Origin of the sequence: Methanofastidiosum sp., assembly GCA_020854815.1 — an archaeon.
In the GTDB taxonomy this organism is placed as follows: domain Archaea; phylum Methanobacteriota_B; class Thermococci; order Methanofastidiosales; family Methanofastidiosaceae; genus Methanofastidiosum.
In genome coordinates this window covers 32,240-57,250 of the sequence record JAHKLW010000044.1, presented here as the reverse complement: position 1 = coordinate 57,250, position 25,011 = coordinate 32,240, and the positions used below count along the sequence as shown (strand labels likewise).

The following is a 25,011-nucleotide window of genomic DNA, read 5'->3' as shown; positions in this document are numbered from 1 at the left end:
CTCTTATGAGGTGGGAGATTTTCCCCTGGAAGACCTTGTGGCAGGTAATCCAGAACTATCCCATACTCCTCAAAAACACTAGTTCTCATCATCATAAATTTCACTTATTTTTTATATTTTGCAATAATTTCCAATATGGATTTAACTTCATCTTCGTCCAATATTAACCTTTCTTTTGAGAATATTACTTCGATGTCTTTCTTGTCTTCTGGAACAATATCGACTATTTTGATTATATTTTCCTTTTTTAATCTTGGAACTTTTTCTGTAAGTTCTTCAGTAGCTTTTTCTATATCTTCAATTTCCATTTTGCTGAATTTATTTGTATAATCTAATGAAATTCCTTGTTCATATCCCAATTCGATTTTTTCAGCTCTACTGGAAAGTATCTCTTTAACTTTTGTTATTGGAACAATATCTTCAGAGATTATTTCCTTTCCTATCATGAACGAACCTCTTTTAAAAAACCTGCTTTTTCATATGTTCAGGTCTTGAAATAATAGTCTTTTCCTTGTTTCCATCCATTATAGAAAGCAGATAAGCTGAACCTCTCTTTCCTACTACCTTGCCCGTTCTCCCGTGAAATCTTGGGAAAGGCATGCCTTTATGGACCGAGGGTTCTAAAATAATGTGCACGGAGTCTCCAACATCAAAATTCTGAAGAATTCTTGATACGGGGACTTTCCCCCTTGTTCTGACATCTTTTGTTAGTTTACCTCTTGTCTTGAGTTTGAAACCATGAGATTTTCTAGACATAATTACACCTACTCTTCAATACTAATTACATTTAGCAATATACACTTTATATTCTTACCCAATAATTCTGCAATACTGGGATTTGTCCTCTCCTCATCTCCAGAGATAAGTTCCTTTATATAAAGTCCACCATCACAGTATATCTCTAGTGACGAGCAATTTTCCTTAGAGGTAAGAACTTTATAAACCTTTCTAATTCTAGTTTTATCGGCTCTTCTATGTATGACCCTATTTGGGGTTTCTTGGTATATGTCTCTGTCAATGAAAAATTCCTCTATTTTCTTCTTTTCTTCTTCAGTCAGGCATGCATCTATCTCTGCTAGGTAAGTTTTTCTAAAATTAGTATTTTTTATTTTCTCAACTACTTCCTTGCCCACAAAGCAAAGCTCTGAAATTTTTACTTTTCCCTCATTCATTTGGTTTACTTCAAGCTCTATTCTTTGAAGATCGATATCTCGGATTTTAGGGGATTTTATTTCCAGAACAAAAGGTCGACCATTTCCAAGCATTAAAACATCGATATCTTCCCTACCTGCCCCATGAAAAGAGGAATCTTGACCTTTAGTTTCTTCTAAAAATAATTTGGATATCAATTCCTCAACACTTTCATCATACATTTTTCCAGTATGCCCACATCTTGAACAACCCCTGCCTTTACACTTTCTGCAAAACCATTTAGTCTGTGGGATCCCTCTAATTAGTTTATTGTATCGGCCATAGATAAATAATGGATTAATTACATACTCGATCTTTGATTCATAAGGATGTAGAAGTATTGTTACATCTTCTTTTTCCCTTTTGAACTCTTTGCCAATGATGGCCCCTATCTTTTTTCCAAGCTCCCTATTAAGTTCTTGTTTAAGGTTTTCCTGGTACTGAAGATTATATTTCTCTTTTAGCATTCCCTCTTTTTTCATGATTTCTTCAGGAATCTTTGTACCTGCATGAAAAGTAGAAAACTCGAAATCTGGTGATACATCTTTTACGATGTCCTCGGTCTTTTCAAAAATATTATCACAAAGAAAACAAGGCTTTTGTTGGTTTATATTAGGAATTATTTCTGGATTAAAACAGTTCAATAGATTTCTTATTACTTTCCCTCTTCTTTCATTTGTGGATATTGAAATTTTTCCAAACTGTCTTCCAAGGCAATTATCACAAAGAATATATTCTCCAAGGATCTCCTTAGAAGTTTTCAATATCATGTAAATCTTTATCTCTTTATAGTCCCTTAAAGGATTTGTCAATTAAGCCATAACAAATCTGTAACTTCTTTACTATTTCGTGCTCAGTTGCTGAATCTTTGTGGAAGGGAATGCTTTCGAATTTTTGAAGTAGTGTATTATATTTGTTTTGTGCTTCCCATATTTTGGAAAGCAGAACTTCTTTGTCCCGATACATCTTTATAAATTCGACACATCCTTCTTTTATTTCCATGATGTCCCTTTCATACTGTATTTCGTAATCTATCTGTTTTATTAGATTCTGGCACTGTTGAATTCTTTCCTTTAGGAGTTCTTGGGATTTCATATCAAGTTCATTTTCGAACTGTTTATAATTGGCAACTATGTCCTTATATTCTTCTATCATTGCCATAACAAGGGCTTTGTCTGAAGGTTCAACATAAGAGTATCTTGTAACAAATCCACCTATTTTATTAACAATCTTATCGATTTTACTCTGTACAATTTCTTTTTCAGCATCCTTTATCCTATTGCTAAATTCAGACATTAAAGCTTCTATTTCAAGCCTGAGTTGATCATCATACTCTAGTAACAATCCCTGCTTTTCTTTAACTAAGGTCTGATACTCGTCCTTAGCTTCAGATGCACTCCTTAGAACCTGTGCGAAACTGTACTTATCCAATAATCCTTTAACTCTTCTAATAAAGTATTGGAGTTCTTCTTCTTTCACTATTTCTGCGTGCTCTACTCTTTTTTTGAGCCTACCAAGAATCTCATCGATTTCATCTCTTTTGTCTTCAGCAATTATGGAAAGTATTTCATTTCTTGTTTTCATTAGGTCTTTGTAGAGATCCCTTACTTCAAAAAGATTTGAGTTAATATAACCCTGATCAAATTTAATATCAAAAGTTTGTGCTCTTCTTAAAAGAATATCAATCTTTTGAAGCTCGTCTTCTTGGACATCTTTTAACTTTGCACTTATTTTTTCTATCCTTTTCTCAATCTCAATTTCTTGTTCTGAATTTGCAAACACAACTATATCATCTTTTTCTTTCAGAAGTTTTTGGAAATCTTCCTTTGCATTCACAAGATTATCGAGTATTTTTTCTTCTGTGAAGTCTCCCATTTTCTGATTGAGATATTCAATAAATTCATCCACATATCCCTTCTTTCCATCTTCGATATCCTTTATTCTGTTATCGAAGGCGTTAAGATTCACATTAATTGCCTTTTCAAGTTCATAATCAATTCCCACAGGGAGATTTTTTTGCTCTCTTCTGAGGCTGTTGTATAGAATAACTGCTTCTTTGATGTTGGCATCTATACTTTCTCTAGGATACTTCTCCAGACTATTGATGGTCTTGTCCAAGAAATTCTCTAATATCTTGATTTTTGCTTCTTCAGTTTTGATGACTTTTTCCTGTATTTCAGATAGATTACTTTCAATTACTATCTCAAGATCTGCGGGCAATCTCTTTTTTTCTTCAAGAAGTTTTTGATACATTTGTCTTGCAGACTCCAAATCTGTATTAATTTTAGAATAGTCAAATTCTTCTAAAGCATTGTAAGAATTCTCTAGAAAGTTCTCGAGTTCTCTTTTCTTCAGTTCTTCAATATTTTTAACTCTCAAGTACAAATCATTTAAGTTTCTCTCGATATTTTTACTCAATTCATTGGAGAATCTTGGGTATAGCCTTTGCATATCTCTTGACAATGCAACATAAGTTCTCTCTGCCTCGGATAAGTTTCCAGCAATATAATCTTCAGTATATTTTTCGAGGGCTCTTCCAGTCCTGTCATAGACGAAAGAAAGATTTTCAATTTCTCTCTTTTCAACGTTTTCAATCCTTGAAAGTATATTATTGATAGATTTACTAACTTTTTCTTCAATTTTAGAGTCTATTGTCCCTTTCAAAGTATTTCCTATTTTGCTGTATTTCTCATACACTTCTCTCGAATCAAGGGGATTATCCAATATATATTGTTCTGTGAAAATAGGGAGTAGTTTTTCAACTTCATCAAGTATAGTTAAGAGGTCCATTCTTTTTCTATCTTCAATTTCTTTTATCCTCTCGCTTAAAATTTTAAGATTATTCTCAATAAGTGTAACTCTTCCACCCTTAAGCTGTTTCTTCTTTTCAATCAAAGAAGAATAAATCTCTCTAGTCTGATCAAAGTTTTCTGAAATAAATTCCTCATCTAGGCACTTGTTTTTTTCTTCAATTTCCTTCAAAAATATTTCATAGTCCTTTTTTAGAATGTCCTCCACTTTTTCAATCCTGTATTCAATATTTGACAAATATCGATTTATCTCACCTTCAAGTTCGGGGGATATATTTTTTGGAAGTTTTTTATTTTCTACATCAAGAAGTGAGAATATTTCAAGGACTTCAGTATAATTGTTAAGAACATATTCCTCTGTAAAGATATCATCTTTGTTCTTTACTTTTCTTAAAAAATTAAGGAGTGTAAGTTCTTGTTCTTTTTCTGTTTCATCAATTCTGTGTTTAAGCTCTAATAAATTTGAGTCAATTTTTTTCTGAATATCCCAAACAATAACTTTTAACTCATCAATGTCATCGTAGATTTGCTGCTCTTCTAATTCAGTTCTTTCTTTTTCACTAACAATATCGACATTTTTTATAATCTGCTGAAGTTTTTCTTCAAACTTTTCAATTTCCCACTGTTTAATAGCTTCAACATTATGTGATTTTAATGTATCGAGAAATTCTTTATACCCATCAAGTAATCTTGATATTTCCAAAATTCTTTCTTCGTTAGATGTTTCAACTGCGGATATTTTTTCAGTCAATTCATCTATTTTTTTATTTTCAAATGGCATAATGATAACACCAAGGCTATTTTATTATCGTAATATTTTTTATTTATTTTTACTGTTTTTATGTATTTCTGCAAGACTTATCAGATATTCCTCTTCTGCAAAGTGTAACTCTGCAGGAATTACTAAAGTATGAGGGGGTGAGCCATAGAATTCTTTATCAAAGTTGACTAATTCATCTATATCTCCATATATGATTCTTTGATCTTCATGCCCAATCCTAGAAATTATAATAATCTCTCCAATAATTCTACTTTCATCAATTCTTTTTAATATATCCATGGCTTCCTTTGGATCCATAAAAAGATTTTTCTCCTTTTTTACATCTAGCAATAGCATTGTATGGAGATTTCTTTCTTTATTTTCAATTACCACGTCATAAAAGCTTCTTGGGGAGAAGTTTTCTTCAGGATAGGGGATGCTGGCAGTTTTTCCAAATCTATATATGTGGAGGCCTGTTTCAGCAATGGCTGAATAAATTGATGAAGCATGAAATATTTTTGTTTGGATGCCTCTTTTAATTGCCCTTAAGAGGATATCTGTATGGGTTGTAGCAACAAGAGGATCTCCCGATACAAGAAGTGCAACATCATCAGATTTCGCAATATCTAAGAATAAAGGATTTTTTTCTATGTCTTCTCTAGAAAGAGGGATCACTTTAGTACCTAATTTCTTTTCAAGCCACAGAAGGTCAAAATCAAAATAATTAGTATAAGTGTCAACATAAATATTCTTAACTTTACTCAATACTTCAAAGGCTTTCAACGAAAGGTCTTTTTCTGACAGTCCAAGGCCTATAAGGTATAACATCTGCATTATAAAAGTAGTTTAAATATAAAAGATTTTAGATTGATTTCGGCCATTTTTTAAAATATATGAAAATTTTCTGTTGTAAATCATATCTGTGAGAAAAATAATAAAAATTAAAATTTTATTAGTATCTGAGGTATTTTTGGAACTCCCAGTCAGTAACATACATTGAATATTCTTCCCAAACCTTTTTCTTGTGCTCAATGTATTTTGTAGAAATGTGCTTACCTAATGAATCTCTTATTACCTTGTCATTTTCAAGTTCCTTTATTGCTTCTCCTAGGTTTATTGGCAATGTTTCTATACCCCTTTCCTCTAATTCGGCTAATGATAATTCGAATAAGTCATAGTCAACTGGCTCAGGAGGCTCAATCTGATTTTCGATTCCGTCCATCCCAGCTTTTAACATGGCAGTAAATGAAAGATATGGGTTACAAGTTGGGTCAGGAGATCTAAATTCTATCCTTAAAGCCTTTTCATTAGTTGGATCGTATCCAGGCAATCTCACTAAAGTTGTTCTGTTAGACCATCCCCATGCAATATATACTGGCGCTTCGTATCCTGGAACTAATCTCTTGTAGGAGTTAACAGATGGAGAACAAATAGCAGTAAGTGCTTTTGCATGTTTTAAAATTCCACCTATGTACCATCGGCCTTTATCGGATAAATTTTTTGTCTTTGGGTCATAGAATACGTTTCTTCCATTTTGGAAAACACTTTGGTGACAGTGCATACCGTTTCCAGCTTGTCCATAAAACGGTTTTGGCATGTATGTAACTACAAGACCTTCTTTAGCAGCTATGTTTTTTACGACCTGCTTATATGTGATAACATCATCGGCTGCTTCAAGAGCACTTTCTTTAAATCTAAAATCAATTTCGTGCTGGCCGCTTCCTACCTCGTGATGGGTAATCTCACTTTTTACACCCATCATTTGCATGTATAGTCCGGCTTTGTTTCTGATTTCTTCCCCTAAATCAAGAGGTGAAAAATCTGCATATCCTCCAGAATCATGTGGGACAAGTTTTCCATTTTCTTGCTTTAATAAGTGAAACTCTATCTCTGGACCAACATAAAACTCCATTTTTTCTTCTGCAAGTTTTTGTATTTCTTTTTTCAAAAGACTTCTTGGGTCACCTTCAAAAGGCTTCAATGTTGTTGGGTAGCACACATCACAGATTATTCTTGCTTCATCAAGCCACGGGATTATCTTAAATGTATCCGGGTCTGGCATCAAAACACTGTCACTGTGCGAGATATCTGTAAATCCTTTAATTGAAGAACTATCAAAACCCATCCCAGATTCAAATACAGAGTCTAGTAGGTCTACAGATATTGAAAAGTTCTTTGGTATTCCTAGCATGTCCACAAACTGCAATCTTACGTATTTTATGTTCTTTTCCTTAATTATTTTCTTTACCTGCTCTTTGTCCATTTTATTCCTCCAAAATTATTTTTTATATTTACCCATTTGTCTAGGTATTTGATAGAAAAGAGAAGTATCATCTACTATTTAATACTTACTGTTTTATAATGGCTAATTTAGGTCTAATAAGGCCTAATAAAAAGAAAAAATGGCCTAGAATAATCAAAGATAATTAGGTAATAAAAATTAATTCATCTCTCCAGTCATCACGAATTCTTCCGTTTTTAATGTTTAACATCGGCAGGTAATTGTGGAAGAATCTGATAGGATCTGAGAGTCTTATAGTCTGAACATCTTCGATTGATTCTGGACCATGATTTTTCTTCAATGACGGAACTATTATTTTATTAAAGTTTTCTACTATGTCCTCATCTCTTTCTCCTTCCAAAATCATTACAAGGGCAACTCTCCCATCGACTTCTGCAAGGAAAGATTGGTAGATATGTTCGGTGAAGACAGTTCTCACGTTATTTTCTTCATTAATTTCTCGGATAAACTGAGTATATGGAAGACCAAGTTTAAATTTAATGATATAGAGATGTCTGGCATTTATTTTACCAATACCTGATTTATCTAGATTTACATTTAGATAATAGTGTATAATGCCTTCTTCTTCTAATTTTTTCCTTTTTCTGTAGACAGTTCTTACTGGAACTCTGGTCGCTTTGCTTATTTGATTATCACTGCTTCTAGGATTTCTTATCAAAGCTTTGATGATTAATTTCTCTTGCTCATCTATAGTCCTTCCTCTTAGAATACAAATATCTTTTACCATAGTAATTCCTCTATTTCATGCCAGAATATTATATTATCCTACCTAATAGGTATATAAAATTAACTATTATGAAATATTATTGCCATAATATGGAATTATAAAAATATCTTGAGATTAGAAAATAGCAAAATATTTATAAGAGATTTAGGCTTTTTAATCATGTCGTGATTTTATGAAATCATTGGATCAAGTTGATGTTGAAATTTTTAATGCAATTGAAGATGAAAAAAATCGTCAAAATGAAGGGCTTGAACTTATAGCCAGTGAGAATTTTACAAGTAATGCAGTTCTTGAAGCACAAAGATCTGTTATGACAAATAAATATGCCGAAGGCTATCCTGGCAAGAGATACTATGGAGGCTGTAAATTTGTCGACGTTGCAGAATCTCTTGCAATCGAAAGGGCAAAGAAGCTTTTCAAAGCAGACCATGCAAATGTTCAGGCACACTCAGGAACACAGGCTAATATGGCAGTATATTTTGCATGTTTAGATGTCGGGGATACAGTTCTCGGGATGGATTTATCTTGTGGAGGACATTTGTCACATGGGTCCCCTGTTAATTTTTCTGGAAAATTTTACAACTTCCATTTTTATGGTGTCAATAAAAATACGTATAGGATTGATTTAAACGAGGTAAGAGAAAAAGCTATCGAATTAAGGCCTAAACTTATTGTAACAGGTGCTAGTTCTTATCCAAGAGAGATAGATTTTGAAGGATTCAGAGAAATTGCAGATGAAGTAGGCGCTCTTTTACTCGCAGATATGGCGCACATTGCAGGACTTGTCGCGTGCGGATTTCATAAATCTCCTATTCCTTATTGTGACTTTGTAACTTCTACTACCCATAAGACCTTAAGAGGTCCAAGAGGGGGACTAATACTCTGCAAAGAAGAACATAAGAAGGCAATTGACAAAGCTGTTTTCCCATTTGCTCAAGGCGGTCCCATGATGCATACAATAGCTGCAAAGGCAGTTTGCTTTAAGGAAGCAATGGGTGAAGATTTCATAAAATATCAGAGACAAATTATCAATAATTGTAAAGTTTTATCTGAGGAGTTAATGTCATTAGGATATGAGCTTATCACTGGAGGCACTGATAATCACTTACTCTTGTTGGATTTGAGAAAAAATGATATAACTGGAAAAGAAGCGCAGGAATTATTGGAAGCTGCAGGCATTACAGCAAATAGAAATGTTATACCTTACGATCCAAAGCCACCTAATGTTACATCAGGTCTTAGACTCGGTGTCCCTGCAATTACTTCCAGAGGAATGAAGGAGCAAGAGATGAAATTGATAGCCCAAATGATTCATCGTGTTCTTCAGAAGAAGGATGACTGCGCTCCTGAAAAAGTAAGAGTGGAGGTAAGGGATCTCTGCAAAAAATTCCCATTGAACTTATGACCACAAAAATACTTGATGGCAAGGCACTATCTCTGAGAATAGCAAATGAACTTTCAGAAAAAGTAGCAGAATATAATAAAAAAGGCCTTCATCCTAAATTGGCAACTGTGTTAGTAGGAAGCAATCCTGCATCTAGAGTTTATGTTACTTTAAAGAAGAAGGATTCAGAGAAAATTGGAATTGATTATGAAGAGTTCTATTATGATGATATCTGTGAAGAAGATCTTCTTTTGTTAATTGATAAATTAAATAAAAGAAAAGATGTTCATGGAATCCTTGTCCAATTACCTTTACCAAAACACATAGATAGTAACAAGATCTTAGAAAGAATAGACCCATTAAAAGATGTAGATGGATTTACACCCATCAATGTTGGTAGAATACTCCTAAACATCTCAGACTTGTTTCCATGCACGCCTAAAGGAGTAGTTAAAATTCTTGAAGAATACAACATACCGATAGAAGGTGCTGACATAACAATAATAAATAGGAGTAATATTATTGGAAAGCCTTTGGCAGCTATGATGATAAATAAAGGTGGAACAGTAACCGTCGTACACACCAAAACTAAAAATCTGAAAGAAAAGACAAAGCATGCAGATATAGTTATAGTCGGAGTAGGAAAAACTGATTTCTTGACTGCAGATATGGTGAAAGAAGGGGCTGTAGTGGTAGATGTTGGTATAACTCGAGATGTGGACGGTATTAAAGGGGATGTTAAGTATGATGAGGTCAGTAAAATAACATCATATATCACCCCAGTTCCAGGTGGGGTCGGCCCTATGACTCGAGCCATGCTTCTGGAAAACCTTATAATCTGCTTTTTAAAACAGAACGACTGTGCAAGATGATTTTTTAGAGTCGTTAAAACTTATTGGTTCTACACCTGGGCAAGAACGATTAAATTCAAAACTTGGTCTTGAAAGAATAAGATTTCTACTTGAAAAAAGTGGAAGAAAATGGGAAGATATCCCCGTAGTTCATGTTGCCGGAACAAATGGAAAAGGCTCAGTTGTCACTTTTATTTCTGGAATATTGTCCCAATCTAACTACAAAGTTGGGTCTTATATATCTCCCCATCTAATTGACATTTACGAAAGAATAAAGATTGGAGATAAAAATATCCCCTCGAAAGATTTTGATAAAATCCTTTTAGATCTAAAATATTACTGCGAAGAAGCAGAAAAAATCAAGGGCATTGGTAGTCCAACATTTTTTGAAGTTCTAACTGCAATCTCAATTATCTATTTTGCCGATAAAAAAGTCGACTTTATAATCTCCGAAGTTGGGCTTGGTGGAAGGCTAGACGCTACTAACGTTTTAAATGGTAAATCCGTAGCCATTACAAATATCTCTCTTGACCATCAAGAAATATTGGGCCACAGTAAAGAGGAAATATTAATTGAAAAAGCAGGCATAATAAAAAAAGGATCATCAGTATCTTCTTGCATTGATTTGGAGCTATCACCATTACTTGAAAAAATCTGTCTTGAAAAAGGAGCTTCATTAAAATTATACAAAAGAGATTTTGATGCAATTGAGAAAAAAATTAACTTTGAAGGGTCTATTTTTGATTACAAATCCAGTGACAATATGTTTAGTGATGTTAAAATTAAGATGATTGGCAGTCATCAAATAGTAAACGCAGCCTGTGCAATCAGCTTGGCAGAATCGATATCTTCTTATGGATTTGAAATAAAAGAAAGTTCGATTAGGGAAGGCCTTGAAAAATCAACATGGCCAGGGAGATTCCAGATAGTAAGAAAAAATCCAATGATTCTAGTCGACGTTGCACATAATATTGCCGGTGCAAAATCGCTTTCAGAAACTTACAACAATTTATTTCTAGATGCAAAAACAATTTTACTCGTTGGAATTTCTCAGGACAAAGATATTGAAGGAATCCTAAAAGAATTTTCCAAAATTTCAAAGAGAATAGTCTTGACAACAATTCCTCCAAGATGCGCCAATATTAATACTCTTGAAGAAAAAGCAAGACGGTATTTCAATGAAATTAAGTCTTTTGAAGATCCTTTAAACGCGTTTGACTATTGCCTGTCAAACCTTAAAAACGATGAAAAATTACTTATTACTGGGTCCATATATATAGCGGGATACATATTGAAAGGAAGGAAATTATTTGGCAGTTGAAACTAAAAGATTGTTCTTTGGATCAATGTTGGGATTCTATAAATCATTTTTTCATGGATTCACAATGGTTCTCTTCGGGATATATTTTACTAAAATAGGAATATCTCTCTTGCCTTATGCATTGCTATTTGTCATTGGGGACGGTGTTTCATTTTTCTTGAAACCTGTAGTAGGAGTTCTCTCTGATAGAATTGGAGAGAAATATTTATTGCTGGCCGCTTTGATACTCTCTTCAATATCAGCTTTTCTCATTTCATTTACAAATAATATCTTGCATCTCGCACTACTTCAAGTTTTTGTAGCTGTTTCTCTTGCTACTTTTCTTACAGTAGTTATAATTTTTTCCCTTAGACCTATTACACAAAAACCGGAAAAGAAAGTCAGTATCTTTGGAGGAGTTTCAGGCCTAGGATGGGTATTTGGACTTCTGCTGCCAGGTATATTTGTTGATCTACTCGGATTGAAGTGGACATTTTACACCATATTCTTAATTGGGGCATCTATCTCTGTGTTGTATCTATACTTCATGAAAGAATTTAAATTTGAATTACGCGAAAAGAGTTACCCCTCTATTAATACACTCAAAAAAGTATTAGATCCATTAGTGTACAAGACTTTTGATATTGCAGTATTCTCTGCTTTCTTGATATTCTTTGTTAGATTTGCCATAGGAAAACTTGGGATGTCAGGATCTATAGTTTCTTTGATAGTCGCATTCGAATCTCTTGTTTTTGGTGTTTCTGAGATTCTTATTGGACGTTACGCAAAAGTTGAAACTAAAAGATTTTGGATTAAATGGGGGGCATTAATCCACATAACAGGGATTGTATTCTTAGTTATTTCCAATAATATTGTTTTGTTCTTTCTATCATCTGGACTTATTGGATTAGCCGGAGCATTCATTGATGTTTGGTGTTATTCCTTCTTGTGTGAAAATATAGAAGTTTCAAAAAGAGGAACAATATTTTCTACATTTTCCCTCAGCCAGGATCTTTCTACGATAACAGGATCAAGCCTGCCAGCCCTTGCGTCATTTTTAGCAATAAATCCTTTTGCTTCGATGATTCTCTTCCCCGCAATAATCCTTATTTATTCTTTTAAACGCAGTTGATAATTCGTTTATCAGTGATTATCATATCCATTTTTATATCGTGCTTTTGAACTGGTAACGAATCAAAGATCTGAAATTCATAGGCAAGACCCACTTTAAGGCCAGTTGATTGTACTAAGAATCTGTCAAAATAACCTCCCCCTCTTCCGAGTCTTTCACGCCCAATTCCAAATGCAAGACCTGGGATAAAAAGTATTTCTACTTCTTTAGAATTGACACATTTAGCATGATCATTTGGCTCTAGAATATTGAAGTTTCCGATTTTTAGGTCCATTAAATCTTCGATTTTTCTCATTTCAAGAGAATTATTCTCCTTCTTAGTCAAGGGAACACAAACTGTTTTTCCAAGACTTATTGAATGGTTAATTAAATCAAGTGTATCTACTTCTTTATCTTTTGAAACATATGAAAAAATAGTCTTTGCTACCCAATATTCATTAAGATTATAGATATTTTTTCTTATTTTTTCGTCCATAACCTCTTTTTTGGCATAATCTAGATTAACAATTTGTTCTTTAATTGCAGCCCTTAGCTCAGACTTAGAAAGCATATACTAAATAACGAAAACTTTTTAAAAAGATTTACAATTGAATCTGAAATCAAGATGGTTATGATGGAAAGTGACGTTGAGATAGCTAAAAAAGCAGACATCTGGTCAATAGAAAAAATTGCTGAAAAAGCAGGAATCGACGAATTATATATTGAACCGTATGGTAAACATAAAGCAAAAATAGATCTATCGCTTCTAAAGAAAACAGAAAAAAACAATAATGGCCATTTAATCCTAGTAACTGCAATGAATCCAACTCCACATGGAGAAGGAAAGACACTTACCACCATCGGATTGGGACAAGCTCTATCGCTTCTTGGAAAGAAAACAATGATTACCTTAAGAGAACCTTCCATGGGGCCTGTATTTGGCGTGAAGGGAGGGGCTACTGGCGGCGGGCACTCACAAATTCTTCCAATGGAGGACATCAACTTACATTTTACCGGCGATATTCATGCAGTACAAGCCGCACACAATCTCTTGGCAGCAATGCTTGATACACATATATTAATGGGTAATGAACTGGATATTGATATTAATAATATTGTTTGGCCGAGAGCAATTGACATGAATGATCGAGCTCTGAGAAATATCGTTATTGGTCTTGGAGGTTCAGGTAATGGCATACCCCGTGAATCCAAATTTATTATTACTGCAGCATCGGAGATAATGTCTATTGTATGCCTTTCACACGATATAATAGAACTTAAGGAAAAACTTTCTAAAATCACCGTTGCATTTGATCGAAAAGGAAATCCCATAAATGCAGGGAAATTAAAAGTTGAAGGAGCACTGGCAGCAATACTAAAAGAAGCTCTTAAACCAAATCTTGTTCAAACAATTGAGCACACACCTGCGATTATCCATGGAGGGCCATTTGCAAATATCTCCATAGGTACGAATTCGATACTTGCGACCAATATTGCTCTAAAATTGGCCGATTTTGTCATAATTGAAGCTGGATTCGGTGCAGATTTAGGTGCAGAAAAGTTCCTTAATATAGTTTCAAGAAAAGGTAATTTTTCTCCATCCGCCGTAGTGTTAGTCGTGACATGCAAGGCAATAAAATACCATGGTGGATTAAAGGATATTATTACATACCACGATGAAGAGGCTTTTTTAAAAGGTCTAAAAAATGTTGAAAAACATATTGATAATCTCAAACTATTTGGGGTTCCAGTTGTAGTATGTATAAATAAATTCAATTTTGACAGAGATCAAGAAATTGAAATGATAAAATCACTTTGCTCAAAAAAAGAAGTGCCTGTTTCATTGTCCAATATGTTTTCAGAAGGAGGTAAAGGTGGCATAGAGCTTGCAAATAGGGTATTGGAATTATCTAAGAAAAAGAATAATTTCAAACCACTTTACGAACTAACTGACGACATTGAAAAAAAAGTTGAGATAATTGCTAAAAAAATCTACGGGGCAAAAAGTGTGATATTTGAAACTAAACCCAAGAAAAAACTTGAATTATATAAAAAACTTGGATATGGGAATCTTCCCATATGTATCGCGAAAACTCAACTGTCTTTATCAGATGATAAAAATCTAATTGGAGTTCCACCTCCATTTGATTTAGAAGTCACAGACGTTGAACTTGCAAGTGGTGCAGGTTATATTGTTATCGTTTGTGGTAACATCAACCTAATGCCCGGTCTTTCAAGGTTGCCTGCCGCTGTAAAAATGGATATTGATGACAAAGGAAACATAATAGGTCTACTTTAGATTATTTATTATACTCAAATATGACTTTAATAGGCATTTTTGACATTAATTCTGGCCTATAATGGCCAATTTGTTATAGAAATTAATATATATATTTTCTTTTAAGCTTTTATTATGAACAAATTTCCGAAAGAAAAGGATATTTCAGGCTGCTCTATATTCGGATTAATAAATACTGACGGAGAAAAGGTCAGTGGCAGCGTCATCACAGATGCAATTTCTGTAATGCATGATAGGGCCAATGGATTAGGTGGTGGATTTTCTGGTTATGGAATTTATCCGGATTATCCGGACGATTATGCATTTCATTTATTTTTTGATTCTGTAAAAGCAAAAGAGAAAACTGAAGAGTTGATCAATAAACACTTTTTAATCGAATACGATGAAAAGATTAGAACTGATAATTTTATTATTCTCCCCAATAAACCACTATTGTGGCGATACTTTGTTAAAAATAGGAATATCTTGTCCAAAGATTCCGAAAGAGAAGAGACATTCAAGGCCGTAATGGACATCAATAATAACATTGAAGGAGCATATGTAATATCAAGCGGGAAAAATATGGGTGTCTTCAAGGGCGTAGGATACCCCGAAGATATCAGTAAGTTTTATCGTCTCGAAGATTACAGTGGCTACATATGGACCGCCCATGGAAGATTCCCCACCAATACTCCTGGATGGTGGGGGGGAGCACATCCATTTGGATTACTTGACTGGACTATAGTTCATAATGGTGAAATCTCTTCTTACGATACAAATAGAAGATATCTTGAGATGTATGGCTACAAGTGTAATCTTGTAACTGATACTGAAGTAATAACTTATCTTTTAGATTTCTTAGTTAGAAAAAATAATCTAACTCTACCTTTGGCCTCTAAGGTCCTTGCGAGTCCAATGTGGGTAGATATAGACAGAATGGAAGAAAGACAGAGAGAGGTACTAAAAGCATTGAGGATGACTTATGCAGGAGCCCTACTCACAGGGCCATTCTCAGTTATTTTAGGATTTGAAAATGGTATAATGGGTCTTGGAGACAGGTTAAAACTAAGACCGCTTCTTGTAGGAAAAAATGAAAATACAGTCTATATGTCAAGTGAAGAATGTGCAGTAAGGAAAATTTGCCCTGATCTTGATTTAGTTTATAGGCCAAAAGGCGGAGAGCCTGCAATATTTTTGTTGGATGATAAATATGTCTAATATTATTCCTGAATTTATCGTAGATAAAAATGAAGACAGATGCATCAAATGTAAGGTCTGTGTAAGACAATGCTCTGAAGAAATCTTCAAGTATTTTGAGGAGTTTGATTTAATTCGTATTTACAATGACAAATGCGTAGGATGTCATCGATGTGAAATGATGTGTCCAACAGACGCTTTAACAATCACTAAAAATAATGCCCTTTACAAAGAAAACTTTCATTGGAGCTCATACACTATTAACAGTATAAAAAAACAGGCCGAAACTGGAGGGATGATCCTCATAGGTAGTGGTAATGATAAGGCATATGTTTCTTACTGGGATAGAATGTTACTTGATGCATCACAAGTTACAAATCCTCCGATAGACCCTCTAAGAGAGCCAATGGAATTAAGGACATATTTGGGTAAGAAACCCGATAAAATTACTCTCAAGGAAGAAAATGGTGAAGTATCTCTTGAGACTAAGCTATCTCCTCAGATAATGCTTGAAACTCCAATAATGTTTTCGGCGATGTCATATGGATCTATAAGTCTTAACGCGTGCGAATCTCTCGCATCAGCAGCCTATAGACTTGGTACTTTTTACAACACTGGAGAAGGAGGACTTCATAAAAAACTGTATAAGTATGGAAAAAATACTATTGGCCAGATAGCTTCCGGAAGATTTGGAGTTGATACAGATTATCTTGCTGCGTGCGGAGCAATTGAAATTAAAATAGGACAAGGAGCAAAACCAGGTATAGGTGGACACCTTCCCGGAGAAAAAGTCACAGTAGAAATATCTGAGACAAGAATGATTCCATCCGGTACTGATGCAATATCTCCTGCGCCACATCACGACATATATTCAATAGAAGATCTAAAACAACTAATATCACTAATAAAGGAAGCAACTAATTATGAAAAACCCGTTTTTGTAAAAATAGCAGCTGTTCATAATTCTGCCGCAATAGCTTCTGGCATTGTAAGAGCTGGTGCAGATGTGATCGTGATTGATGGATTTAGAGGAGGTACCGGTGCAGCACCTTCTGTCATAAGAGATAACACAGGAATACCAATTGAAGTTGCACTTGCCGTTATTGATCAAAGATTGAGGGATGAAAGCATCAGGAACGAAGTTTCAATTGTCGCAGCAGGTGGGATCAGATCAAGTGCCGACGCTGTCAAAGCAATGGCCCTTGGAGCAGACGCAGTATACATTGCAACTGCAGCATTAATTGCAATGGGATGCACATTATGTCAGAAATGCTACAAGGGAAAATGTAACTGGGGGCTTACAACTCAAGATCCTGCTTTAACAAGAAGATTAAACCCTGCAGTCGGGTCTGAAAAATTGACAAACCTTGTGACTAGCTGGAATCTCGAAATAAAAGAAATTCTAGGAAGCATGGGGATAAATGCGATAGAAGCTCTTCGAGGAAATAGACTTAGATTAAGAGGAGTTGGATTAACTGAATTGGAATCTAAGATCTTAGGAATTGAACATGTGGGGATGTGAAAATGAAAAGAAGAATAATTTGTGATGAGGATTTCTGCATCGGATGTAGACTATGTGAAGTTCACTGTAATGTTAAACATTCTAAATCCGGGGATATTATTCTGGCATATAATTTTGAGAAGAACAAAGAACCTTCTCGAATGTCTTTTGAGGAAAAGGAGCATATTTGCGGATCTATTGTATGTATGAACTGTAAGGATCCTTTATGCATTAAAGCATGTTCGATGGGGGCAATAAAAATTGAAGATGCGACTGTTATACTAGACACAGAAAGATGCGTCGGTTGCTGGATGTGTGTCATGGTATGTCCATTCGGGGCTATAAAACGTGGCGATAAAAAAGCTTTCAAGTGTGACCATTGCCACGAAGAGAAAATACCTATATGCGTTCTTAATTGCCCAAATAAAGCACTGATATACGAGGCAGATTAGATGCGATATGTTATTATTGGAAATGGGGCGGCAGCAATTGGAGCCATTGAAGGTATAAGGGTAAATGACAAGGAAAATGAAATTATATTAATCTCAAAGGAAAATTGCTTATCTTACTCAAAACCTCAACTATATAAAATGCTAAATCAAGATAGTTTAGAGAGTATATATTATAGAGATGAAGAGTTCTATAGATTTCATAAAGTCACAACAATGCTAAATAAATGCCTAAAATCAGTTGACTTCAATAAAAAAATTTTATTATTGGAAGACGACAAAATAAAATACGATAAATTATTTATTGCAACTGGAGCCAAAGCCAATGTGCCGCAGATAAAAGGCTTTGAAGGTGAAATCTATTCATTTACAAATATTGAGGAAGCTCTAAAACTCAAAGAATCCCTTGTGAATAAAGACAAGATTGCTATTCTTGGGGGTGGTTTAATTGGCGTCAAATTATCCGAGTACCTACATAAGATGGGAAAAGAAGTGATTCTTATAGTAAGTTCTGAAGGTGTCTTAAGCTCAATAGGAGACCAAAAGATTTCTGAAATCCTTAACAATGAGATTATTGAAAAAGGAGTCAAATTATTGCTTTCGACAAAAGTAATTGAGGCTAAGAAAGAAGGTTCAAAAATAGAACTTAAACTTGAAAAGGATATAATTGTCTGTGATGCAATAGTGTCTTGTAAAGGTGTAAAACCTGAAATATTTCCATTTGAGAAAACAGAACTTTCAATTAATCACGGCATAAAAGTCGATGAGAATATGAAAACCAACATTGAAGATGTTTATGCTGCGGGTGACGTAACTGAAGTGTACAATCATTTTGAGAATAGCTATTGCAATATTCCAATACTTCCAAATGCTTACAGTGGCGGTTATTGTGCAGGCATTAACATGTCCGGTGGCGATATTAAGATGGATACAATTTATCCTATGAATTCTCTCCAAATCTTTGATGTCCAGATGATTACTATGGGATTACTAAGACCTTCTGAAAAAGATGAAGTGCTATATTTATTCAATTCCGAAAAGAAAATTTATAGAAAACTCGTAATTAGGGATGGAAAATTAATTGGTGCTGCACTCCTAGGAGATATTGACCGTGCGGGCATTCTAAACAATCTTATCCGAAACAACCTGGATATATCTTCTATAAAGGATGAGTTATTAAACAATAAAATTAATTTTTATGCCATTCCTCGCAAGATGAGAGAAGGCATAGTTAAATTATATACCGAGGGAATTAAATGATTCTCAATTGCAAAGGACTCAATTATTCTGAAATAAATAAATCGATACGTAAGGCAATAGAAAATGGTGAAAAAGAGATCTCATTGAACAATATCAACGGTCAAGGATACCTATTTGCAGGAATAAAGAATGACATAAGAGCAATAATAAACGGCGTGCCGGGAAACGATCTTGGGGGAATGATGGACGGCCCAAATATATTTGTCAATGCCAATATACAAGACTGTGTTGGCAATACAATGAACAATGGCAAGATAGTTGTGCATGGAGATGCGGGAGATATTTTAGGTTATGCTATGAGGGGCGGAAAGATATTCGTCAAGGGAAAAGTCGGTTACAGATGTGGTATTCACATGAAAGCATTTGGAAAAAAGATTCCCGTAATAGTAATAGGAGAGAACGCAGGTGATTTTCTTGGAGAGTATATGGCTTCAGGTATCATAGTTGTTTTATGTAAAAATAAAACTAAACTTGAAAGCAATTATATTGGAGTAGGGATGCATGGAGGGGCAATATATATTAGGGGAAATGTTGATGAATATAATCTTGGGAAGGGTGTTGCAGTATCTCCTCTCGATGAATGGGATGTTAATTTCTTAACAAATGTTTTATCCGAATATTCTTCAGACATGAACTCTAAAGAGATATATGCCCTAGATGAATTTGTAAAACTAAGTCCATTAAACTCCAGACCCTTCCAAAGACTCTATAGTTACTGATAAAGATTAAATATTTAAACTTCAAATTTTTAGTAGCGGCGATGAAAAAAATATTCATTACTTTTGGATTGATAGCATTGGTAGCAATAGCAGCCATGTGTGCAACACCTGGCTCAAATCAACAATCAACAGGAACCCAGCAAACTGAAGCGACAACAGAACCAGAAACTTCAGACACAGTAGAGGTTCTTTTCAATGAAAAAAATTCTTTGAATGGTAATTACTATAGAACTTATCTAATACCAGTTTCGAAAGGCAGCAAAGTGAAATTTTCTTATGAATCTCTGGACAATGAAACTTTAGATGTATACATATTGAATAGCACACAACACAACTATCTTTCAGTATACGCTCTTAGTAACATGAAAAAGAATAATCAATACTTGAGATTTTACTCCGGTACAAAGTCAGAATTCGAATATACTTTTCCTGAAGATGGCGTATATTATTTCATGATTCATAATATAAACAATTTTCAAATACAGTACTTGTATTCTGCAATTCTCAATTCTGGAGAAAAACTAGACAAATATGAGTATATTATAGCACAAGGAAATAATGTAAGCTACAGTAAAGGCGGGTGGAGAGCTTATGCAACTAACTTGCAAAAAGGAGACGTAGTCAATATTTATTACAGTGTCAGACAGAATGACTATCGTAATTTATTTATTAGGATGTATGTACTTGACAGTAGCGGATACAAGAGTTTCAGATTATCTCCTGAAGACTATTCTGGAAAAATATACCTTAACTCAACAAATGAAAGAGAGAGAAGCCATGAGCAACTAAAATGGACTGTACCCGAAAAAGGACTGTACTATATCGTATTCAGAAACATCGATTCGCCCGATAGCCTTAGACTTGATTACAAGATATATAAACAGTATTAATTTTTATTATTTTATTTTAGTTTTTATTTTGCAATATTTTTTCAAGGATAGACTTATAAGATTATTGCAATTAAATTAAATCCCGGCGAAACAAATGAGTCTAATATCAAGGATTTCTAGTTATCTTGATACGTTAAAGTATAGTGTAAACCCTGATAAGTTAAATGATAGTGACTACTTTCTTGTCACATACCTAAAACTAAAAAAAGATTATGAAGAATTAATCTCGATTAGGAGAAAGATAGAGTTCTTGGGATACCAAAATCCCTATTTTGTTATTAAAGGTATCAAGGATGCGCAAGATCCTTATTTTAGAAAAAGAGCAATGGAAAAGAAGATATGTTTTGACAATATCCAGCATGCCATTGCGGCACACAGAGTTGCTATAGGTCAGTTAATAGATGCAATGGGATTTGAAAAAGATGGCGTGATATATGCTGGTCACGAAGCCATAAAGTTCACAGAGGAAGGTGGCGAAGGGAAATTTATTTTTAGCCCTGATGGAGTGTATAGATTGGGAATAATGAAATATCTTTCTTTTTCTGGAGAATATATGAAGACTCTTTTCTCATTAGATAAGACGGAGAGAGAAAACTACCGGAAGATAATGGATATGTTAGGGGATAAATCAAAGAGCAAGCCATCTTCTAAAAAGAGAATTCCTCAAGAATATGGGATGATGGGGGGTCCAAAAGATTATTCACCTTTCAAAAAAGAGAATTTTCCATATAAACGTGATTTTTATGATGAGGCGATTGATCTGGGTAGGCCCCCAATATATGATAAACACATAAGAAAAGTCCTTTCTATAGCCTATGCACCATTTGGAATTGATGCAATATGCGAGGATATAGCACTCTTCTATCTGAAAAAGACATATATGGAGAGAAAGATATACGGCGGGCCTTTTCCAACAATTGATCCAGAACCAAACGAAGCTTTGTTAGGAAGGTTCTATAAGACTGTATTATTGAAAGAAGAAATGATGAACACACTCAAAGACATGAATCTAAAAGAAAAAAACAGCCTAGTTGCTGCAATTTCATATTATTTAATATCCGAAGATTATGACAAAGCATTATTATTTTTCTCTTTAGATAATAATGAATTTGAATCTGCCTTGATACGGGCTGAAAATTATGGAGTAATACCAAAAGAACGTAAATATCTTCTTGAAAGAGTAGTTAAAAGTGGGGAAAAAAAGGATATAACAAAGAAATTTTTACAAGAACTCAAGGGGGCTCAAGATTGAAAAAGATAATTGCAAAGGATAAAAGAGACCTTATAAAAAAGTTAAGAGCTGATCTTTCTAATAATGATGAAAAAATCTATATTAATATGAGGCCATCAGTTGATATAATGGTTGAAGTCTTAGAACATGCGCCAAACGTAAAATATATCCTGTGCCCAAAAAGTCTCTATTCTCTGACCTCAATTCGTGTCAAAAAAGCATTGGAGCGTGTCGGAGTACTTCTCGTTCCTTTTGGAGAAGGTGCCGGAAGACCAAACAAATATGACGATGAAACAGTCGGCAAATTAAAAAAGATGTATGAACTAGGGGTTCCGGTAAAAGAGATATCAAAAAGTTTGAAGATCCCTCTTAGAACGGTTTACCACATTGCAAATGAAGAATATATGGATAAAATCCAATAGCTCATTCTAAATCTCTGATATATATTGTATTCCCTTTTGTAGATACAAAATAGGTTTTATCCCCTATGTTGATTATTTTGATTGGCGTTTCTTCTTTCTGGATTTCATTTTTTCTTAAAATATTAAAGTTGTTGTCCAGTTTTAGAGTATATTCTTTCCCTGTGAGGATATCCCATAATATGACATAGTAGTGTTCATCTTTTCTTTGGAAGTGCTTAATCCAATCACTTCCACCAGAATAATTCTTTCTGTCGAATATGCTTACATTACCTTCTTTGGAATATCTAATGAAAACCGTGTCAAAAACATACCAGCCTTCCTTCCCAGAATAACCACAAGCAATAATCTCGTCATCAATAAACTCAAGAGCAAGACCTCCATCTTCCCAATTTTGATTGTCAAAATAGTCAATCCAAAGTAGTTCAAAATCTTTGGTTACTTTGCAAACAAACAGGTCAAAATTCTTATCTTTAGATTCTCCGGTAATATAAAAGTTGCCTTCTTTGTCCTCGAGAATCTGATAGGGCCTTTCAAATGGTCCGATGTCCAGTACTTTTTCTGTAATGACTTTTCCATTACGATCTATATTTATAACAAAAGAATCAGATTCTCTTTTGTAGCTCGAATAGCCTACAACTGTAATCTCCTGATTATCATTTACCGTAAAAGAAGATAAAACATCCATATCGGAAAATCTTATTTGTACCTCCCATCTTTTGCTGAGGCTTGAAGTAAGTTTTATAAGTATTTTATTTCCGTCTCCTGACGACCCTAATATATAAGTGTTAGAAAATTTATCAGTTATAATTTTTATAATCCTGAAGTTTTCAATTATATGTTCTCTTAATAATTGGCCATCTTTTGACTTAATTATAAATGAATCATTAGTGCCTTTTATTCCTCCTGCTAGATAAAAATTATCTATGTTTGTATCAAATGAAACGTCTTTGATGATATAGCCGTCATCTAATACATACAAAATATTATCCTCAGAGTAAAGAAAAGATTGGCTTGAAAAGATAATTACAGCAAAAACAAAAAAACATAAAATTTGCTTCATAATAATTTATTTTTCTAATCCTTTAAAAACATACGTCTTAATTTGCTTCAGTTGGGTCTGTGACCTGAAAGTCTTTTCCTTTTAGGTAATAATCCATTAAGTGCCCGATTCCAATGAACAATGGGACGGCGATGGCGGCTCTTGCTAGAGTAAATTCAATACCAAGGTACCCAGTTTCAATTGTTAGCATTGGTATTTTTAGAGATGAGAAGCATCCAAGAAATATGAAAATAAAGATGAATCCATATTCTTTAAGATATTTATTGACATTATCACTCCTATCAATAATCCGATAATAATTGCTGCAAAGAAATTGAGCACATTTGTAATTAGTGCAACTTTTTCCCAAAATATTTGCTTCAAGTGGAAATATAACAACGCCAACCTAAGCTAGTTCTTATTATTTAGTTTTAATTCTATAAAGAAAAAATTGCACAGTTTGTCGCTTCGAAGGAGTAGGTCTTTCATAGCCGGATGCTTCGACTTCTCGAAGCGGCTATTGCCTTTCGGTGTCCGATAGAGACATTTTTTTCAATGTCAAGGACCGGGTAATTTTGAGCGTGGCTCAAATACTTTCCGATAAGACTTAGCCATCCCGGAAATACCCTTGTCCAAGAGCCTTGAATGCGGGTGGAGCGTGAAACTCAAATCCGCCTAAGCGGCCCAGATGCAAGGAATGAAAGACTTTGTTACCAGCGAAGTTTCGACCTGTGCAACATTAATTATTCAATTAACTTTATTTAAAATTTTCCGTTATCAAATATCTAGAAAAATTTATATTGTTTATAGATTATATCTTTTATTTGAATCGTTCCCGGATACGGTAACCGGCGTTGTTAAACGATATATTCTTTGCAAATATTAAGTCCTTTTCCTTTGTTAATTTGATAATATCGTCAAGTTCGCGGTATCTATGGGATATGTGGGTCAAAATAATCATTGTATTCTCAAGCTCTTCTTTTAGGTCAAGAAGATCTTCAACATGAACATGCATTCTCTCCTCTGCAATCTCTATTTCTTCGTCGAAAAAATATCTGCATTCTGTTATAAATACCCTTGGAGCCAAAGAAATTATTTTTTGTCTGTTTTTATGATTTGACCCTTCCCAGTCCCCTGTAACAAGGACGCTTGTTTCTAGATTATTGATGTAATATCCAAAGTTAGGTACTGTATGCTTAAATGGAACAGGAACAACTGTAGTGCCATTAAATCGAAGATTTTCATTTTCCTGTATCGGAACAAGTTTTCTTCTTCCTTTAGAATGAAAGTTAATCATCTTAGAATGAATATCAAAGACATTCTCAGTTTCACAATACTCTTTTCTGCCATCATAAGGCGCATAGATTTTTATTGGATTTTCGGAAAGGCTTAGAAAGTCTGCTCCGCCAGCCATACATGACCTAACATGATCAAAATGAAAATGTGTTAAAAGATAGACTTTGTTCTCGTTTTTTGCCCCGCAGGAGCTATCTATCCTGAACTCTATTTTGTCAAGTTTAATGACTATAGAAGGGTGGTAAGGTGCATGTAACCTTACAGATCCTAAAAACTTTGAACTCATCTTATAT

General features: G+C 34.2%; 24 protein-coding genes. 13 read left to right on the top strand and 11 right to left on the bottom strand.

The features are described from left to right. Window positions 1-104: 104 nt before the first annotated feature. The 7 genes from KO464_06370 to KO464_06340 all read right to left on the bottom strand — a co-directional run bounded on the left by KO464_06370 (window position 105) and on the right by KO464_06340 (window position 7,790). On the bottom strand, window positions 105-446 hold the full coding sequence (locus KO464_06370) for an RNA polymerase Rpb4 family protein (GenBank protein MCC7572997.1): 342 nt from the start codon (window positions 444-446) through the stop codon (window positions 105-107). Window positions 447-459: 13 nt separating this feature from the next. Further along, window positions 460-756: a 50S ribosomal protein L21e gene (locus tag KO464_06365; protein ID MCC7572996.1), complete on the bottom strand. Its 297-nt coding sequence runs from the start codon at window positions 754-756 to the stop codon at window positions 460-462. 8 nt (window positions 757-764) lie between these two features. Then, the gene (locus KO464_06360) at window positions 765-1,961 is read right to left on the bottom strand and encodes a tRNA pseudouridine(54/55) synthase Pus10 (GenBank protein MCC7572995.1); all 1,197 of its coding nucleotides are present in this window, start codon (window positions 1,959-1,961) and stop codon (window positions 765-767) included. Window positions 1,962-1,977: 16 nt separating this feature from the next. Further along, window positions 1,978-4,782 carry a hypothetical protein gene (locus KO464_06355; GenBank protein MCC7572994.1) on the bottom strand — a complete coding sequence of 935 codons (2,805 nt, stop codon included), beginning with the start codon at window positions 4,780-4,782 and terminating at the stop codon, window positions 1,978-1,980. A gap of 39 nt (window positions 4,783-4,821) precedes the next feature. Further along, the gene (gene dph5, locus KO464_06350) at window positions 4,822-5,589 is read right to left on the bottom strand and encodes a diphthine synthase (protein ID MCC7572993.1); all 768 of its coding nucleotides are present in this window, start codon (window positions 5,587-5,589) and stop codon (window positions 4,822-4,824) included. Window positions 5,590-5,713: 124 nt separating this feature from the next. Next, complete coding sequence (gene glnA / locus KO464_06345) at window positions 5,714-7,024, bottom strand: type I glutamate--ammonia ligase (GenBank protein ID MCC7572992.1); 1,311 nt, start codon at window positions 7,022-7,024, stop codon at window positions 5,714-5,716. Between the two features lie 163 nt (window positions 7,025-7,187). Next, on the bottom strand, window positions 7,188-7,790 hold the full coding sequence (locus KO464_06340) for an Lrp/AsnC family transcriptional regulator (protein ID MCC7572991.1): 603 nt from the start codon (window positions 7,788-7,790) through the stop codon (window positions 7,188-7,190). 172 nt (window positions 7,791-7,962) lie between these two features. On the opposite strand from KO464_06340, the gene KO464_06335 reads away from it, so the two are divergent. The 4 genes from KO464_06335 to KO464_06320 are packed head-to-tail and all read left to right on the top strand — an operon-like array spanning window position 7,963 to window position 12,457. Next, complete coding sequence (locus KO464_06335; protein ID MCC7572990.1) at window positions 7,963-9,195, top strand: serine hydroxymethyltransferase; 1,233 nt, start codon at window positions 7,963-7,965, stop codon at window positions 9,193-9,195. Further along, window positions 9,192-10,046 carry a bifunctional 5,10-methylenetetrahydrofolate dehydrogenase/5,10-methenyltetrahydrofolate cyclohydrolase gene (locus KO464_06330; GenBank protein ID MCC7572989.1) on the top strand — a complete coding sequence of 285 codons (855 nt, stop codon included), beginning with the start codon at window positions 9,192-9,194 and terminating at the stop codon, window positions 10,044-10,046. The genes KO464_06335 and KO464_06330 overlap by 4 nt, the downstream gene beginning before the upstream one ends. Then, on the top strand, window positions 10,036-11,346 hold the full coding sequence (locus tag KO464_06325) for a bifunctional folylpolyglutamate synthase/dihydrofolate synthase (protein MCC7572988.1): 1,311 nt from the start codon (window positions 10,036-10,038) through the stop codon (window positions 11,344-11,346). Before KO464_06330 ends, KO464_06325 begins: the two co-directional genes overlap by 11 nt. Next, window positions 11,336-12,457, top strand: coding sequence for an MFS transporter (locus tag KO464_06320; GenBank protein ID MCC7572987.1), 1,122 nt, complete (start codon window positions 11,336-11,338; stop codon window positions 12,455-12,457). The genes KO464_06325 and KO464_06320 overlap by 11 nt, the downstream gene beginning before the upstream one ends. Here the strand turns inward: KO464_06320 and KO464_06315 are convergent. Further along, entirely contained in the window at window positions 12,444-13,007 is a 564-nt protein-coding gene (locus KO464_06315; protein ID MCC7572986.1) for a 5-formyltetrahydrofolate cyclo-ligase, read from the bottom strand. The two genes, KO464_06320 and KO464_06315, sit on opposite strands and share 14 nt — an antisense overlap. A 63-nt stretch (window positions 13,008-13,070) precedes the next feature. Between KO464_06315 and KO464_06310 the strand changes: the two genes are divergently transcribed. The 9 genes from KO464_06310 to KO464_06270 all read left to right on the top strand — a co-directional run bounded on the left by KO464_06310 (window position 13,071) and on the right by KO464_06270 (window position 22,383). Next, window positions 13,071-14,735: a formate--tetrahydrofolate ligase gene (locus tag KO464_06310; protein MCC7572985.1), complete on the top strand. Its 1,665-nt coding sequence runs from the start codon at window positions 13,071-13,073 to the stop codon at window positions 14,733-14,735. 114 nt (window positions 14,736-14,849) lie between these two features. After that, entirely contained in the window at window positions 14,850-15,932 is a 1,083-nt protein-coding gene (locus KO464_06305) for a glutamine amidotransferase family protein (protein MCC7572984.1), read from the top strand. Continuing rightward, window positions 15,916-17,433 carry a 4Fe-4S binding protein gene (locus tag KO464_06300; GenBank protein ID MCC7572983.1) on the top strand — a complete coding sequence of 506 codons (1,518 nt, stop codon included), beginning with the start codon at window positions 15,916-15,918 and terminating at the stop codon, window positions 17,431-17,433. Before KO464_06305 ends, KO464_06300 begins: the two co-directional genes overlap by 17 nt. Window positions 17,434-17,435: 2 nt before the next feature. Continuing rightward, window positions 17,436-17,864 (top strand): 4Fe-4S binding protein, encoded by a 429-nt coding sequence (locus KO464_06295; protein ID MCC7572982.1) that lies wholly within the window; start codon window positions 17,436-17,438, stop codon window positions 17,862-17,864. Then, a complete protein-coding gene (locus tag KO464_06290; protein MCC7572981.1) occupies window positions 17,865-19,121 on the top strand; it encodes an FAD-dependent oxidoreductase in 1,257 nt (418 codons plus the stop codon). Continuing rightward, window positions 19,118-19,840: a hypothetical protein gene (locus KO464_06285; protein ID MCC7572980.1), complete on the top strand. Its 723-nt coding sequence runs from the start codon at window positions 19,118-19,120 to the stop codon at window positions 19,838-19,840. Before KO464_06290 ends, KO464_06285 begins: the two co-directional genes overlap by 4 nt. A gap of 41 nt (window positions 19,841-19,881) precedes the next feature. Further along, complete coding sequence (locus KO464_06280; protein ID MCC7572979.1) at window positions 19,882-20,730, top strand: hypothetical protein; 849 nt, start codon at window positions 19,882-19,884, stop codon at window positions 20,728-20,730. A 94-nt stretch (window positions 20,731-20,824) separates the two neighbouring features. Further along, window positions 20,825-21,982, top strand: a complete 1,158-nt coding sequence (locus KO464_06275) for a DUF530 domain-containing protein (protein ID MCC7572978.1) — start codon at window positions 20,825-20,827, stop codon at window positions 21,980-21,982. After that, window positions 21,979-22,383, top strand: a complete 405-nt coding sequence (locus KO464_06270) for a helix-turn-helix domain-containing protein (GenBank protein ID MCC7572977.1) — start codon at window positions 21,979-21,981, stop codon at window positions 22,381-22,383. Before KO464_06275 ends, KO464_06270 begins: the two co-directional genes overlap by 4 nt. Window position 22,384: 1 nt before the next feature. On the opposite strand, the gene KO464_06265 is transcribed toward KO464_06270, so the two are convergent. From KO464_06265 to KO464_06255, 3 genes are all read right to left on the bottom strand, one after another. Further along, window positions 22,385-23,443 carry a hypothetical protein gene (locus KO464_06265; GenBank protein MCC7572976.1) on the bottom strand — a complete coding sequence of 353 codons (1,059 nt, stop codon included), beginning with the start codon at window positions 23,441-23,443 and terminating at the stop codon, window positions 22,385-22,387. Window positions 23,444-23,480: 37 nt separating this feature from the next. After that, window positions 23,481-23,792, bottom strand: a complete 312-nt coding sequence (locus tag KO464_06260; protein ID MCC7572975.1) for a hypothetical protein — start codon at window positions 23,790-23,792, stop codon at window positions 23,481-23,483. Between the two features lie 450 nt (window positions 23,793-24,242). Then, complete coding sequence (locus KO464_06255) at window positions 24,243-25,004, bottom strand: hypothetical protein (protein ID MCC7572974.1); 762 nt, start codon at window positions 25,002-25,004, stop codon at window positions 24,243-24,245. Window positions 25,005-25,011: the final 7 nt, after the last annotated feature.

Excerpts from the sequence above, each read along its gene's own strand:
- KO464_06370 (MCC7572997.1), bottom strand. The coding sequence starts at position 446 with ATGATAGGAAAGGAAATAATCTCTGAAGATATTGTTCCAATAACAAAA.
- KO464_06365 (MCC7572996.1), bottom strand. The coding sequence starts at position 756 with ATGTCTAGAAAATCTCATGGTTTCAAACTCAAGACAAGAGGTAAACTA.
- KO464_06360 (MCC7572995.1), bottom strand. The coding sequence starts at position 1,961 with ATGATATTGAAAACTTCTAAGGAGATCCTTGGAGAATATATTCTTTGT.
- KO464_06355 (MCC7572994.1), bottom strand. The coding sequence starts at position 4,782 with ATGCCATTTGAAAATAAAAAAATAGATGAATTGACTGAAAAAATATCC.
- dph5 (MCC7572993.1), bottom strand. The coding sequence starts at position 5,589 with ATGTTATACCTTATAGGCCTTGGACTGTCAGAAAAAGACCTTTCGTTG.
- glnA (MCC7572992.1), bottom strand. The coding sequence starts at position 7,024 with ATGGACAAAGAGCAGGTAAAGAAAATAATTAAGGAAAAGAACATAAAA.
- KO464_06340 (MCC7572991.1), bottom strand. The coding sequence starts at position 7,790 with ATGGTAAAAGATATTTGTATTCTAAGAGGAAGGACTATAGATGAGCAA.
- KO464_06335 (MCC7572990.1), top strand. The coding sequence starts at position 7,963 with ATGAAATCATTGGATCAAGTTGATGTTGAAATTTTTAATGCAATTGAA.
- KO464_06330 (MCC7572989.1), top strand. The coding sequence starts at position 9,192 with ATGACCACAAAAATACTTGATGGCAAGGCACTATCTCTGAGAATAGCA.
- KO464_06315 (MCC7572986.1), bottom strand. The coding sequence starts at position 13,007 with ATGCTTTCTAAGTCTGAGCTAAGGGCTGCAATTAAAGAACAAATTGTT.
- KO464_06310 (MCC7572985.1), top strand. The coding sequence starts at position 13,071 with ATGGAAAGTGACGTTGAGATAGCTAAAAAAGCAGACATCTGGTCAATA.
- KO464_06305 (MCC7572984.1), top strand. The coding sequence starts at position 14,850 with ATGAACAAATTTCCGAAAGAAAAGGATATTTCAGGCTGCTCTATATTC.
- KO464_06300 (MCC7572983.1), top strand. The coding sequence starts at position 15,916 with ATGATAAATATGTCTAATATTATTCCTGAATTTATCGTAGATAAAAAT.
- KO464_06295 (MCC7572982.1), top strand. The coding sequence starts at position 17,436 with ATGAAAAGAAGAATAATTTGTGATGAGGATTTCTGCATCGGATGTAGA.
- KO464_06290 (MCC7572981.1), top strand. The coding sequence starts at position 17,865 with ATGCGATATGTTATTATTGGAAATGGGGCGGCAGCAATTGGAGCCATT.
- KO464_06285 (MCC7572980.1), top strand. The coding sequence starts at position 19,118 with ATGATTCTCAATTGCAAAGGACTCAATTATTCTGAAATAAATAAATCG.
- KO464_06280 (MCC7572979.1), top strand. The coding sequence starts at position 19,882 with ATGAAAAAAATATTCATTACTTTTGGATTGATAGCATTGGTAGCAATA.
- KO464_06275 (MCC7572978.1), top strand. The coding sequence starts at position 20,825 with ATGAGTCTAATATCAAGGATTTCTAGTTATCTTGATACGTTAAAGTAT.
- KO464_06265 (MCC7572976.1), bottom strand. The coding sequence starts at position 23,443 with ATGAAGCAAATTTTATGTTTTTTTGTTTTTGCTGTAATTATCTTTTCA.
- KO464_06255 (MCC7572974.1), bottom strand. The coding sequence starts at position 25,004 with ATGAGTTCAAAGTTTTTAGGATCTGTAAGGTTACATGCACCTTACCAC.